8 protein-coding genes are annotated in these 12,971 nt (G+C 69.1%); 5 read left to right on the top strand and 3 right to left on the bottom strand.

Features of this window, described 5'->3' with window-relative positions:
• Positions 1-29 precede the first annotated feature (29 nt).
• The 3 genes from AB0B50_RS08220 to metH all read right to left on the bottom strand — a co-directional run bounded on the left by AB0B50_RS08220 (position 30) and on the right by metH (position 6,353).
• Positions 30-1,637, bottom strand: coding sequence for an ABC transporter substrate-binding protein (locus tag AB0B50_RS08220; protein ID WP_362327497.1), 1,608 nt, complete (start codon positions 1,635-1,637; stop codon positions 30-32).
• A gap of 338 nt (positions 1,638-1,975) precedes the next feature.
• Entirely contained in the window at positions 1,976-2,671 is a 696-nt protein-coding gene (locus AB0B50_RS08215; RefSeq protein WP_362327494.1) for an HAD family phosphatase, read from the bottom strand.
• 145 nt (positions 2,672-2,816) lie between these two features.
• On the bottom strand, positions 2,817-6,353 hold the full coding sequence (gene metH, locus AB0B50_RS08210; RefSeq protein WP_362327491.1) for a methionine synthase: 3,537 nt from the start codon (positions 6,351-6,353) through the stop codon (positions 2,817-2,819).
• Between the two features lie 278 nt (positions 6,354-6,631).
• Here metH and AB0B50_RS08205 point away from each other — a divergent pair, with 278 nt between their 5' ends.
• The 5 genes from AB0B50_RS08205 to AB0B50_RS08185 all read left to right on the top strand — a co-directional run bounded on the left by AB0B50_RS08205 (position 6,632) and on the right by AB0B50_RS08185 (position 12,943).
• Positions 6,632-7,396 carry an IclR family transcriptional regulator gene (locus tag AB0B50_RS08205; RefSeq protein WP_362327489.1) on the top strand — a complete coding sequence of 255 codons (765 nt, stop codon included), beginning with the start codon at positions 6,632-6,634 and terminating at the stop codon, positions 7,394-7,396.
• A gap of 311 nt (positions 7,397-7,707) precedes the next feature.
• On the top strand, positions 7,708-8,499 hold the full coding sequence (locus tag AB0B50_RS08200; protein ID WP_362327486.1) for an MIP/aquaporin family protein: 792 nt from the start codon (positions 7,708-7,710) through the stop codon (positions 8,497-8,499).
• Positions 8,500-8,568: 69 nt separating this feature from the next.
• Positions 8,569-10,113 carry a glycerol kinase GlpK gene (gene glpK, locus AB0B50_RS08195; protein ID WP_362327483.1) on the top strand — a complete coding sequence of 515 codons (1,545 nt, stop codon included), beginning with the start codon at positions 8,569-8,571 and terminating at the stop codon, positions 10,111-10,113.
• 4 nt (positions 10,114-10,117) lie between these two features.
• A complete protein-coding gene (locus AB0B50_RS08190; RefSeq protein ID WP_362327480.1) occupies positions 10,118-11,728 on the top strand; it encodes a glycerol-3-phosphate dehydrogenase/oxidase in 1,611 nt (536 codons plus the stop codon).
• A gap of 150 nt (positions 11,729-11,878) precedes the next feature.
• Positions 11,879-12,943 carry an LLM class flavin-dependent oxidoreductase gene (locus AB0B50_RS08185; RefSeq protein ID WP_362327477.1) on the top strand — a complete coding sequence of 355 codons (1,065 nt, stop codon included), beginning with the start codon at positions 11,879-11,881 and terminating at the stop codon, positions 12,941-12,943.
• The last annotated feature ends 28 nt before the right edge of the window (positions 12,944-12,971 follow it).

Genomic DNA, 12,971 nt, shown 5'->3' with positions numbered 1-12,971 from the left:
GGTCGGCCAACCCCCCTCGTCACGGAAGGTCAGCCGCTCACACCGCGGCCGAGCTCCCACAGCTGAAGGTTCGACGAGGAGTTGAGGGTCCACTCGACACCCGTGATGTCGTCGCGCGCGGCGATGTACTGCTTGCCCTGCCACAGCGGGAGCACCGGGACGTCATCGGCGACGATGTCCTGGATCTTGCGGATGCTCTTGGACGCGGCGAGCCGGTCGGCCTCACGGCGCGAGGTCGGGATCAACTGGTCGTTGATGGTGCGGTTCACGTACGGCGAGCCGAGGAAGTTGTCCTTGTCGAGGAACGGCGCGAGGAAGTTGTCGGCGTCGGGGAAGTCGGGGAACCAGCCCATGCCGTAGACCGCGTACTTGCCGTCGCGCTCGGCGGCGCGGAAGGTGCTCCACGGCACGCCCTTGATCGACACGTCGAACAGGCCGGAGTCGTTGAGCTGCTTCTGCAGCACCTCGAACTCCTTCTTGGTGGCCGGGCCGTAGTGGTCGGTGGTGTAGTGCAGCGTCAGCTTCACCGGCGTGGTGATGTTCGCCTTGCTCAGCAGGGAGCGGGCCTTGTCGGTGCTCGGGTTGCCGTACTTGTTGAAGAACGAGTTGGCGTGCCCGGTGATGGTGGTCGGCACCAGCGAGTAGAGCTCGTCGGCCGTCGAGCCGTACACCGCGGAGGCCAGCGCGCCGCGGTCGACGATCTGCGCCATGGCCTGGCGCACCGCCTTGTTCTTGACCGCGGGGGCCTCGGTGTTGAAGGCGAGGTAACGGATCTCCAGGCCCTGCATCTCGACCAGGTCGATCTTCTTGTCCGAGGAGGCGTCGAACTCCTTGACCTGCTCGGGCGACATGGTGCGCGTCATCAGGTCGATGTCGCCGTCCTTGAGCGCCGTGCCCATGGCGTCCGCGTCCGTGAAGTTGCGCAGCTCGACCTTGTCGCTCTGCGGCTTGAACTCACCCTTGTACTTGGGGTTCTTGGTGAACGTCGTCTTGACGACGCGGTTGTTCTCGATCTCGTGCTTGGCCGTGTAGGGACCCGAGCCGTCCACGGCGAAGCCGTCGCGCAGCTTGTTCTTGCTGTAGTGGTCCTTGCTGACGATGCCCGCGGTGGGCGTCGCCAGCTTGTACGGGAACGTCGCGTCCGGCGTCTTGAGGTGGAAGACGACGTCGCGGTCGCCCTGGACCTCGATCTCGTCGATGTTGGAGACCAGACCGTCCGAACCGCTGGGGTCCTTGATCTTGATGTCGCGGACCCGCTCGATGGAGAACTTCACGTCGGCGGCCGTCAGCGGCTTGCCGTCGGAGAACGTCAGGCCCTTGCGCAGGGTGCAGGCGTAGCGCTCGTTGCCCGTGTCGGTGAAGCCGCACCGCTGGGCGGCCTCGGGCTGCGGCTCGCCGTCGCCGCGCGGCATGGCCATCAGCGTCTGGATGGTCTGGCGCAGCACGTTCCAGGAGCCGGCGTCGTAGGCGTACGCCGGGTCGAAGGGCGCCGGCACCTCCTTCGAGATGGCGAACGTGTCCGTGGTGCCGACCGCGATCGCGTCGTCGCCGTCTCCGCTGCCCGAGCCACCGCATGCGGCGAGCGCGGGGGCGAGCAGACCTATGACAGCCGGCAGCACCAAAGTCTTGCGGTTCATGCTCGACGTTCTCCAGAGCTCTTGAATCCCGTGAATCCCGCAACGCGGGGTGAGGGTTGGTGGGGCACGGGGGGTGGGGCGATGTTCTCGCGACGAGATTAGTCCGCACCAGTTGGCTGCCGGAGAGGGACTGAGCGGGTCATCAATCACGCTGCGAAACCGGGCGTGGACACACCGATAACCCGACACCGGAAGGATTCGTGCACGCTTCCATCAATCGGGACACAACGCCACGCCACCCGGGGCCCCAAGAGGGGTCACTGCACACACCGACCCCACTGTCGACCCCCGGCGGAGTGGGAAACGTCACACCTTCGATCGGGTCGGGGATGGAACTGTCAGAGCGTCATCAGGCCTTGCAGGAAAGGAAGGTTGACGTGCTCCAGGGAGGGCACGACGGTGCGGCCTTCGGCGGCGGGGATGGGCGCGACCGACGGGACTGCCACCACCCGGCACCCGGCGGCCTCCGCCGCGGCGACACCGGTCGCGGTGTCCTCGATGACGGCGCATCTTGCGGGCTCGACGCCGAGGCCCCTGGCCGCGAGGAGGTAGGGGTCGGGGTGGGGCTTGGTGCGGGACACCTCGTCCCCGGCGACGGTGAGTTCGAAGTGGTGGGCGCCGATCGAGCCGAGGACGCGGTCGATGATGCGCCGGTGCGACGCGGACACGAGCGCCATCGGCATGCTGTGCGCGCGGAGTTCGGCGAGCAGGGCCTCGGCGCCCGGCATCAGGGGCAGGGAGCGGCTGATGCGGTCCTCGAAGCCGTCGTTGAGCAGCACGGTCAGCTCGGGCAGCGTGATGTCGGCGCCGGTGGCCTCGATGAGGAAGCCCGCGCTGCGCGTCATGGGCCCGCCGACGACCACGTCGCGCCATGCCTCGTCGAGGGCGTGGCCGAGGGTCGCGAAGACCTCGACCTCGGCGTCCCACCAGAAGCCCTCGGTGTCGACGAGCGTGCCGTCCATGTCCAGGAGGACGCCCTGAAGGGCGGACCCTTCGGCCGTACGTGTACCGAGCGCGGGGACCGTACTGGTCATCCGACACACCTCCATGAGGGACGAGAAGGCCGGTTCCCCGAGGGGAACCGGCCTGAGCTGGACCGACCAGTGTACGACTCGTCCCAGGAACGCGCGCTTCGGTTAAACGCGGCCTCAGCGGGCGTCGGCGTACCTGGCCGCGCCCTCAGCGGGCGTTGAAGTACTTCGCCTCCGGGTGGTGGATCACGATCGCGTCCGTGGACTGCTCCGGGTGGAGCTGGAACTCCTCGGAGAGCTGGACGCCGATCCGCTCCGGCTGGAGCAGTTCGGCGATCTTCGCGCGGTCCTCCAGGTCGGGGCAGGCGCCGTAGCCGAGCGAGAAGCGGGCGCCGCGGTACTTCAGGGCGAACATGTCCTCGACGTCGGAGGGGTCCTCGCCGCCGAAGCCGAGCTCGGCGCGCACGCGCGCGTGCCAGTACTCGGCGAGCGCCTCGGCCAACTGCACGGACAGGCCGTGCAGTTCGAGGTAGTCGCGGTAGGAGTCGGCGGCGAACAGCTCGGCGGTGGCCTCACCGATCTTCGAGCCGACGGTGACGACCTGCAGGCCGACGACATCGGTCTCGCCGGACTCCTCCGGGCGGAAGAAGTCCGCCAGGCACAGGCGGCGGCCGCGGCGCTGGCGCGGGAAGGAGAACCGGGTGCGCTCCGAGCCGTCGTCGTTCAGGATGATCAGGTCGTCGCCCTTGGACACGCAGGGGAAGTAGCCGTGCACGACGGCGGCTTCGAGCATGTTCTTGGTGTGCAGCTCGTCCAGCCAGCCGCGCAGGCGCGGGCGGCCCTCGGTCTCGACGAGTTCCTCGTACGAGGGTCCGTCGCCGGTGCGCGCCTGCTTGAGGCCCCACTGGCCCTTGAAGAGCGCGCCCTCGTCGAGCCAGGAGGCGTACTCCTTGAGCTGGATGCCCTTGACGACGCGGGTGCCCCAGAACGGCGGCGTGGGGACGGGGTTGTCGACGGAGACGTCCGAACGGGCGGGTCCCTCGTCCTCGTTGACCTCGAGGACGGCGGCGGAGGCCTTGCTCGGGACGCGGCGCTGCTTGAGCTCGGGCAGGGTCGCGCCGGGCACGCCGCGCTTGACCGCGATGAGGGCGTCCATCAGGCGCAGGCCCTCGAACGCGTCGCGGGCGTAGCGCACTTCGCCCTCGTAGATCTCGTGGAGGTCCTGTTCGACGTACGCACGGGTCAGGGCCGCGCCGCCGAGGATCACCGGGAAGTCGGCCGCCATCTTGCGCTGGTTGAGCTCCTCCAGGTTCTCCTTCATGATCACGGTGGACTTGACCAGGAGGCCCGACATGCCGATGACGTCGGCCTTGTGCTCCTCGGCGGCGTCCAGGATCGCGGCCACGGGCTGCTTGATGCCGAGGTTGACCACGTTGTAGCCGTTGTTGGACAGGATGATGTCGACGAGGTTCTTGCCGATGTCGTGCACGTCGCCGCGGACGGTGGCCAGGACGATGGTGCCCTTGCCCTCGGCGTCGGACTTCTCCATGTGCGGCTCCAGGTGAGCCACCGCGGTCTTCATGACCTCGGCGGACTGGAGCACGAACGGCAGCTGCATCTGGCCTGAGCCGAAGAGCTCACCGACTACCTTCATGCCCTCCAGGAGGGTGTTGTTGACGATGTCGAGGGCGGGCGTGTCCGTCAGGGCCTCGTCGAGGTCGGCCTCCAGGCCGTTCTTCTCGCCGTCGATGATGCGGCGCTGCAGGCGCTCGTCGAGCGGCAGGGCTAGGAGTTCCTCGGCCTTGCCCGCCTTCATCGACTTGGTGGAGACGCCCTCGAAGAGCTCCATGAGCTTCTGCAGGGGGTCGTAGCCCTCTTCCCTGCGGTCGTAGATGAGGTCGCGGGCGACCTTCACCTGCTCGTCGTCGAAGCGCGCGATCGGCAGGATCTTGGAGGCGTGCACGATCGCCGAGTCGAGGCCCGCCTTGACGCACTCGTCCAGGAAGACGGAGTTGAGCAGGACGCGGGCGGCCGGGTTGAGGCCGAAGGAGATGTTGGAGAGACCGAGGGTGGTCTGCACGTCGGGGCGGCGGCGCTTGAGCTCGCGGATCGCCTCGATGGTGGCGATGCCGTCGCCCCGGGACTCCTCCTGGCCGGTGCAGATGGTGAAGGTCAGGGTGTCGATGAGGATGTCCGACTCGTGGATGCCCCAGTTGCCGGTGAGGTCCTCGATGAGGCGCTCGGCGATGGCGACCTTGTTCTCGGCGGTGCGGGCCTGGCCCTCCTCGTCGATGGTCAGGGCGATGAGGGCCGCGCCGTGCTCCTTGGCGAGCGCGGTGACCTTCGTGAACCGCGACTCGGGGCCGTCGCCGTCCTCGTAGTTGACGGAGTTGATGACGGCGCGGCCGCCCAGCTTCTCCAATCCGGCCTGGAGCACGGGGAGTTCGGTGGAGTCCAGGACGATGGGCAGGGTGGAGGCGGTGGCGAAGCGGCCCGCGAGCTCCTCCATGTCCTTGACGCCGTCGCGGCCCACGTAGTCGACGCAGAGGTCGAGCATGTGCGCGCCCTCGCGGATCTGGTCGCGCGCCATCTCCACGCAGTCGTCCCAGCGGCCCTCCAGCATGGCCTCGCGGAACTTCTTCGAGCCGTTGGCGTTGGTGCGCTCGCCGATCGCCATGTACGAGGTGTCCTGGCGGAACGGCACGGTCTGGTAGAGCGAGGCGGCGCCGGGCTCGGGCCGCGGGTCGCGGGCGGGCGCCTGGAGGCCGCGCACCCGCTCGACGACCTGGCGCAGGTGCTCGGGCGTGGTGCCGCAGCAGCCGCCGACCAGGGAGAGGCCGTACTCGCGTACGAAGGTCTCCTGGGCGTCGGCCAGTTCGGGCGCCGTCAGGGGGTAGTGCGCGCCGTCCTTGCCGAGGACCGGCAGGCCCGCGTTGGGCATGCAGGAGAGCGGGATGCGCGAGTGGCGTGCGAGGTAGCGCAGGTGCTCGCTCATCTCGGCCGGCCCTGTGGCGCAGTTCAGGCCGATCATGTCGATGCCGAGCGGCTCCAGGGCGGTGAGCGCGGCGCCGATCTCGGAGCCGAGGAGCATCGTGCCGGTGGTCTCGACGGTGACCGAGCAGATCAGGGGGAGGTTCGCGCCGGTGGCGTCCAGGGCACGGCGGGCGCCGAGGATCGCGGCCTTGGTCTGCAGGAGGTCCTGGGTGGTCTCCACCAGGAGGGCGTCGGCGCCGCCGGCGATCATGCCTTCGGCGTTGGTCTGGTAGGCGTCGCGCAGGACGGTGTACGGGGCGTGGCCGAGGGTCGGCAGCTTGGTGCCGGGGCCCATCGAGCCGAGGACCCAGCGCTGCTGCCCGGTGGAGACGGTGAACTCGTCGGCGACCTCGCGGGCGATGCGGACACCGGCCTCGGAGAGCTCGAAGTTCCGCTCGGGGATGTCGTACTCGCTCAGGGCGGCGAAGTTCGCGCCGAAGGTGTTGGTCTCCACGCAGTCGACGCCGACGGCGAAGTACTCCTCGTGCACGGAGCGCACGATGTCGGGGCGGGTGACGTTGAGGATTTCGTTGCAGCCCTCGAGGTTCTGGAAGTCCTCGAGGGACGGGTCCTGCGCCTGGAGCATCGTGCCCATCGCGCCGTCGGCCACCACCACGCGGGTGGCGAGGGCCTCGCGGAGGGCGTCGGCTCGGGTCCTGCTCTCGGACGAAACGGGCGTGGACTGCGACGACGGGGTTGGCGACGAGGCCATGAAAGAGCTCCCAAGAGTGCGACGGCTGTCGGCTTTGCGCCTTCTGTTGGAGGGCGCACTCGGCCAGGGTAGCCGGGACCAAGGTCCTGTTGTGAAGGAGTCCACGGGGCGGACGCCCGGTGAATGCCTGACTCGAACAGGTGCTTGACAGGGGGAACCCGCGGGAAACGACGGCAACACGGGCCGTCCGCGCATTAGCGAGAGGTCGACAACGACCGATAGTGTTCAGCATTGTCGAACGTCGAATGTGGTGCGAGGGAACGGAGGTCGGGGCTGCGATGGCACGCAACATCCAGTCGCTCGAAAGGGCCGCGGCGATGCTGCGGCTGCTCGCGGGCGGCGAGCGACGGCTCGGCCTCTCGGAGATCGCCTCCGCCCTCGACCTCGCCAAGGGGACGGCGCACGGCATCCTGCGCACCCTCCAGGCCGAGGGCTTCGTGGAGCAGGACTCCGCCTCGGGCCGCTACCAGCTGGGCGCCGAACTCCTTCGCCTCGGCAACAGCTATCTGGACGTGCACGAGTTGCGGGCCCGCGCCCTGGTGTGGACCGACGACCTGGCCCGCTCCAGCGGCGAGAGCGTGCACCTGGGGGTCCTGCACCAGCAGGGCGTGCTCATCGTCCACCACGTCTTCCGGCCCGACGACAGCCGCCAGGTCCTGGAGGTCGGCGCGATGCAGCCGCTGCACTCCACGGCGCTCGGCAAGGTCCTCTCCGCCTACGACCCGGTCGCGCACAACGAAGCCGTCGAGGCCGAGCGCAAGTCCTTCACCACGCGCACCGTGACCGACCCGGACGACTTCGAGGGCGTACTCGATCTGACCCGCGCGCGCGGGTACGCGGCCGACGTCGAGGAGACCTGGGAGGGCATCGCCTCGGTGGCCGCCCCCATCCACGACCGGCGGCGCATGCCGGTCGGCGCGGTCGGCATCACCGGCGCCGTGGAGCGCGTCTGCCGGGACGGGGAGCTGCGGCCCGAGCTGATCGCCGCCGTGCGCGACTGCGCCCGCGCCGTCTCCAGGGATCTGGGCGCCGGGCGGTTCTGACCTCCAGCGCCGCCGTCTCCACATGCAGGGGACACCTATGTGCGCGACCATCGTTGAACGCGTCCGCCCTCACGGAAACCGATAGGGCGGAACGATCAATAACGATCGTGTTTTCAATAACAGAACTCTTGACGAGCCAGTAACACCGGGGTGAGACTCGCGTCCATCGGTCGGCATTGTCGAACACCTACCGGCATTACGCGCTAGAGTGTGGCAAGGCCAAGGGCCGGCAACGACCTCACCTGAGGTCGCGGACCACCGGAGGGACCCGGGGTTCGCCTTCCCCTGGACGAAGGACAAAGGAGTCGCGGGTGTCCAGCTCCGACATCTTCATCGGCGAGACCATCGGTACCGCCGTGCTCATCCTGCTGGGCGGTGGCGTGTGTGCCGCCGTCACGCTCAAGCGCTCAAAGGCCAAGGACGCCGGCTGGCTCGCGATCACCTTCGGGTGGGGCTTCGCCGTACTGACCGGCGCCTATCTCGCGGGTGGCGTCTCCGGCGCCCATCTGAACCCGGCGGTCACGCTCGGCCTCGCGATCGAGGGCGGCACCAAGTGGAGCGATGTTCCGCTCTACCTGGCCTCGCAGCTGCTCGGCGCGATGATCGGCGCCTTCCTGGTGTGGGTCACCTACATGGGCCAGTTCAAGGCCCACCTGACCGACCCCGAGATCCTCGCGGCGCAGCCGATGGACGAGGGCATGGTCGACCAGAAGGCCGCCCCCTCGGCGGGCCCGGTGCTCGGCATCTTCTCGACCGGCCCGGAGATCCGGAACTACGCCCAGAACGTCATCACCGAGGTCATCGCCACGGTGGTCCTGGTCCTCGCCATCCTCACGCAGGGTCTCAACGACGGCGGCAACGGCCTCGGCGTCCTCGGCGCCCTGATCACCGCCCTCGTGGTGGTCGGCATAGGCCTCTCCCTCGGTGGCCCCACGGGCTACGCGATCAACCCCGTCCGCGACCTCGGCCCGCGCATCATCCACTCCGTGCTCCCGCTGCCGAACAAGGGCAGCTCGGACTGGTCGTACGCCTGGGTTCCGATCGTCGGTCCCCTGATCGGCGGCGCCATCGCCGGCGGTCTGTACAACGTCGCGTTCAAGTAGACCCGCGACAGCGACCGATGACCGCCACAGACGCCTGAGACCACCGAGCAAGAACTTCTGGAGCACACCGTGACCGACGCACACACCGCAGGCCCCTTCATCGCGGCCATCGACCAGGGCACCACCTCGAGCCGCTGCATCGTCTTCGACAAGGACGGCCGGATCGTCTCCGTCGACCAGAAGGAGCACGAGCAGATCTTCCCGAAGCCGGGCTGGGTCGAGCACGACGCCATCGAGATCTGGACCAACGTCCAGGAGGTCGTCGCCGGAGCCATCTCCAAGGCCGGCATCACCCGTGACGACATCAAGGCGATCGGCATCACCAACCAGCGCGAGACCACGCTGCTGTGGGACAAGAACACCGGCAAGCCGGTGTACAACGCCATCGTCTGGCAGGACACCCGCACCGACGCGCTCTGCAAGGAGCTCGGGCGCAACGTCGGCCAGGACCGCTTCCGCCGCGAGACCGGCCTCCCGCTGGCCTCCTACTTCGCCGGGCCCAAGGCCCGCTGGCTGCTCGACAACATCGAGGGCCTGCAGGAGCGCGCCGAGGCCGGCGACATCCTCTTCGGCACCATGGACTCCTGGGTCATCTGGAACCTGACGGGCGGTGTCAACGGCGGCAAGCACGTCACCGACGTCACCAACGCCTCGCGCACGATGCTGATGAACCTGCACGAGATGGCGTGGGACGAGCGCATCTGCCACTCCATCGGCGTGCCCACGCAGATGCTCCCCGAGATCCGCTCCTCCGCCGAGGTCTACGGCGAGGTCTCCGGCGGCCCGCTCGGCGACCTGCTCGGCGGCGTCCCCGTCGCCTCCGCGCTCGGCGACCAGCAGGCGGCCCTCTTCGGCCAGACCTGCTTCGACGAGGGCGAGGCCAAGTCCACGTACGGCACCGGCACCTTCATGCTGATGAACACCGGTGACAAGGCCATCAACTCCTACTCGGGCCTGCTGACCACGGTCGGCTACCGGATCGGCGACCAGAAGCCGGTCTACGCCCTCGAGGGTTCCATCGCCGTCACCGGTTCGCTGGTGCAGTGGATGCGCGACCAGATGGGCCTGATCAACTCCGCCGCCGAGATCGAGACGCTCGCGTCGTCGGTCGAGGACAACGGCGGCGCCTACTTCGTGCCGGCCTTCTCCGGTCTGTTCGCCCCGTACTGGCGCTCCGACGCCCGCGGTGTGATCGCCGGTCTGACCCGGTACGTCACCAAGGCGCACATCGCGCGCGCCGTCCTGGAGGCCACGGCCTGGCAGACCCGTGAGATCACCGACGCCATGACGAAGGACTCCGGCGTCGAGCTCGCGGCCCTCAAGGTCGACGGCGGCATGACCTCCAACAACCTGCTGATGCAGACCCTCTCGGACTTCCTCGACGCGCCCGTGGTGCGCCCGATGGTGGCCGAGACGACCTGCCTCGGCGCCGCCTACGCCGCCGGTCTCGCCGTCGGCTTCTGGTCCTCCACCGACGAGCTGCGCGCCAACTGGCGCCGGGCCGCGGAGTGGACCCCCCACATGGACGCGGACACCCGCGACCGTGAGTACAAGAGCTGGCTCAAGGCCGTCGAGCGGTCCATGGGTTGGCTCGACGAGAGTGGCGAGGAGTAAGACAATGACCACCCTGCAGAGCGTCCCTGCCCTCGGGACGCATCCGGCTGCCGGTTCCAACCCGAGCCGCGCCGAGACCCGGGAGCAGCTTTCCAAGGCGACGTACGACCTCCTGGTGATCGGCGGCGGGATCCTGGGCATCTCCACCGCCTGGCATGCCGCGCAGTCGGGACTGCGGGTGGCCCTGGTGGACGCCGGTGACTTCGCCGGCGCCACCTCCTCCGCCTCCTCCAAGCTCCTCCACGGCGGCCTGCGCTACCTGCAGACCGGCGCGGTGAAGCTGGTCGCGGAGAACCACTTCGAGCGTCGCGCGGTGTCCCGTCAGGTGGCCCCCCACCTGGCGAACCCGCTCACCTTCTACCTGCCCGTCTACAAGGGCGGCCCGCACGGCGCGGCCAAGCTGGGCGCCGGCGTCTTCGCGTACAGCGCACTGTCCGCGTTCGGCGACGGCGTCGGCCACCTGCTCTCGCCGGCCAAGGCCGCGCAGGACGTGCCGGAGCTGCGTACGGACAACCTGAAGGCCGTCGCGGTCTACGGCGACGACCAGATGAACGACGCCCGCATGGCCCTGATGACGGTCCGCGCGGCCGTCGAGGCCGGTGCCGCCGTCCTCAACCACGCCGAGGTCACGGGCCTGCGCTTCACCAAGGGCCGGGTCACGGGCGCGGAGCTCAAGGACCGCATGGACGGCACCGAGTTCGGCGTCAACGCCCGCCTGGTGCTGAACGCGACCGGCCCCTGGGTCGACCACCTGCGCAAGATGGAGAACCCGGACGCGGCGCCCTCCATCCGCCTCTCCAAGGGTGCGCACCTGGTCCTCAAGCGCACCGCCCCCTGGAAGGCCGCGCTCGCGACCCCGATCGACAAGTACCGCATCACCTTCGCCCTGCCGTGGGAGGACATGCTCCTGCTCGGCACCACGGACGAGGAGTTCGAGGGCGACCCGGCGGACGTGCGCGTCACCGAGTCCGACACCGCGCAGATCCTGGACGAGGCCGCGTTCTCCATCCGCGACCAGCAGCTGTCGCGCGATCTGATCACGTACTCCTTCGCGGGTCTGCGCGTGCTGCCCGGCGGCCCCGGCGACACCTCCAAGGCCAAGCGCGAGACGGTCGTCACCGAGGGCACCGGCGGCATGCTGTCGGTGGCGGGCGGCAAGTGGACCACCTTCCGCCACATCGGCCGTACGGTGATGAAAAAGCTGGAGTCGCTTCCGGGCCACCCGCTCGGCGACGACTACGAGCCGATCTCCGAGCTGCCGAAGAAGCTGCCGCTGCCCGGCATCGCCAACCCGCGCGCCGTCGCCCACCGCCTCCTGGTGGACGGCCCGGCGCCCGGCCCGCGCATGGCCGCCGACACCGCCAAGCACCTGGCGACGCACTACGGCTCGCTCTCCTTCGACATCGCCCGCCTGGCGAACGAGAACCCGGAGCTCGCCGAGCGCGTCCACCCGGACGCCCCGGAGATCTGGGCCCAGGTCGTCTACGCGCGCGACAACGAGTGGGCCGAGACGGCGGACGACGTGCTGCGCCGCCGTACGACGCTGACGATCCGCGGTCTTGCCACGGACGACGTCCGCAGCAAGGTCGAGGACCTGCTGGGCAAGAAGGCCTGACGGTCGGCTTCTTGGGAGTGGTTTCTTGAGAGTGGCTTCCTGAGAGCTGAGTAAGGGGCGGTCGCAATGGCGACCGCCCCTTACTCATGCCCTTCACCGGTGCCATGCAGCTGCCACAGTGCCGCAATGTTCGGCGCGCAGTGTTGAATCATGAAGTTTCAGGTGCTCTCCCTCATCTCCCACTCCCCGCACCCGCTGACCGGTGAACTCCCCTCCCCCGCCGACCGGTTCGAGGAGGTCCTCGACGTCGGCGTGGCCGCGGAGGAGCTCGGTTACGACGCGTACGCCGTGGGTGAGCGGCACGCGGGCGCGTTCCTGTCGTCGGGGCCGACGGTCGTGCTCGGCGCCCTGGCCGCACGCACCACCCGCATCAGGCTCCTCACCGGAGTCACCGTCGTCGCGATCCTCGACCCCGTGCGGGTCGCCGAGGACTACGCGACGCTCGACCAGATCTCGCGCGGCCGCGTCGAACTCGTCGTCGGCAAGGGCGCGGAGGCCGGGCACTTCGACCTCTTCGGGCTCGACGAGGCGCGCCAGTGGGACCTGCAGCGCGAGAAGTACGAGCTGCTGCGCAGGCTGTGGACCGAGGAGAACGTCGACTGGCAGGGCGAGTTCAGGCCGTCCCTGAAGAACGTGACGACGGTCCCGCGCCCCTATGCCGGGGCGCCGCGGATCTGGCACGGCTCGGCGACCTCCCTCAACTCCCCCGAACTCGCGGCCGAGCACGGCGACCCGCTGTTCACGGCCAACGCCATCCAGCCGCGCTCGGCGTACGCCTCGCTCATCGGTCACTACCGTGAGCGGTTCGAGGCGCACGGACACGATCCGGCGGACGCGCGGGTGGCCGCGGGCTCGGGCGGGCTGCTCATCGCGGACACCGCCGAGCAGGCCGTCGCCCGCTACAAGGAGCTGTACGAGGCGAAGATCGCCCAGTCCTTCCGGCCCGACCTGGAGGGCAGAACGGGCTACAACACACCGTTCCGCACCATCGAGGACGCCGTCGCGGACGGGCCCCAACTCATCGGATCCCCGCAGCAGATCATCGACAAGATCCTCGGCTGGCACGAGGTGTACGGGCACGACCTGCAGTCGGTCTCCGTGGACGGCTTCGGGCTCTCGCGCGGCGAGCAGATCGAGACGCTGCAGCGGTTCGCACAGGAGGTCGCGCCGGTGGTGCGGCGGGCGGCCCCGTCCACGCTGTGGGACACCCTGTGACGCGTCCGCACCCCGGACTACGATCCGA

Origin of the sequence: Streptomyces sp. NPDC041068 (assembly GCF_040647455.1) — a bacterium.
GTDB lineage: Bacteria > Actinomycetota > Actinomycetes > Streptomycetales > Streptomycetaceae > Streptomyces.
Note: the sequence above shows the minus strand (reverse complement) of the source record. Positions and strands in the feature narration are given on the sequence as shown.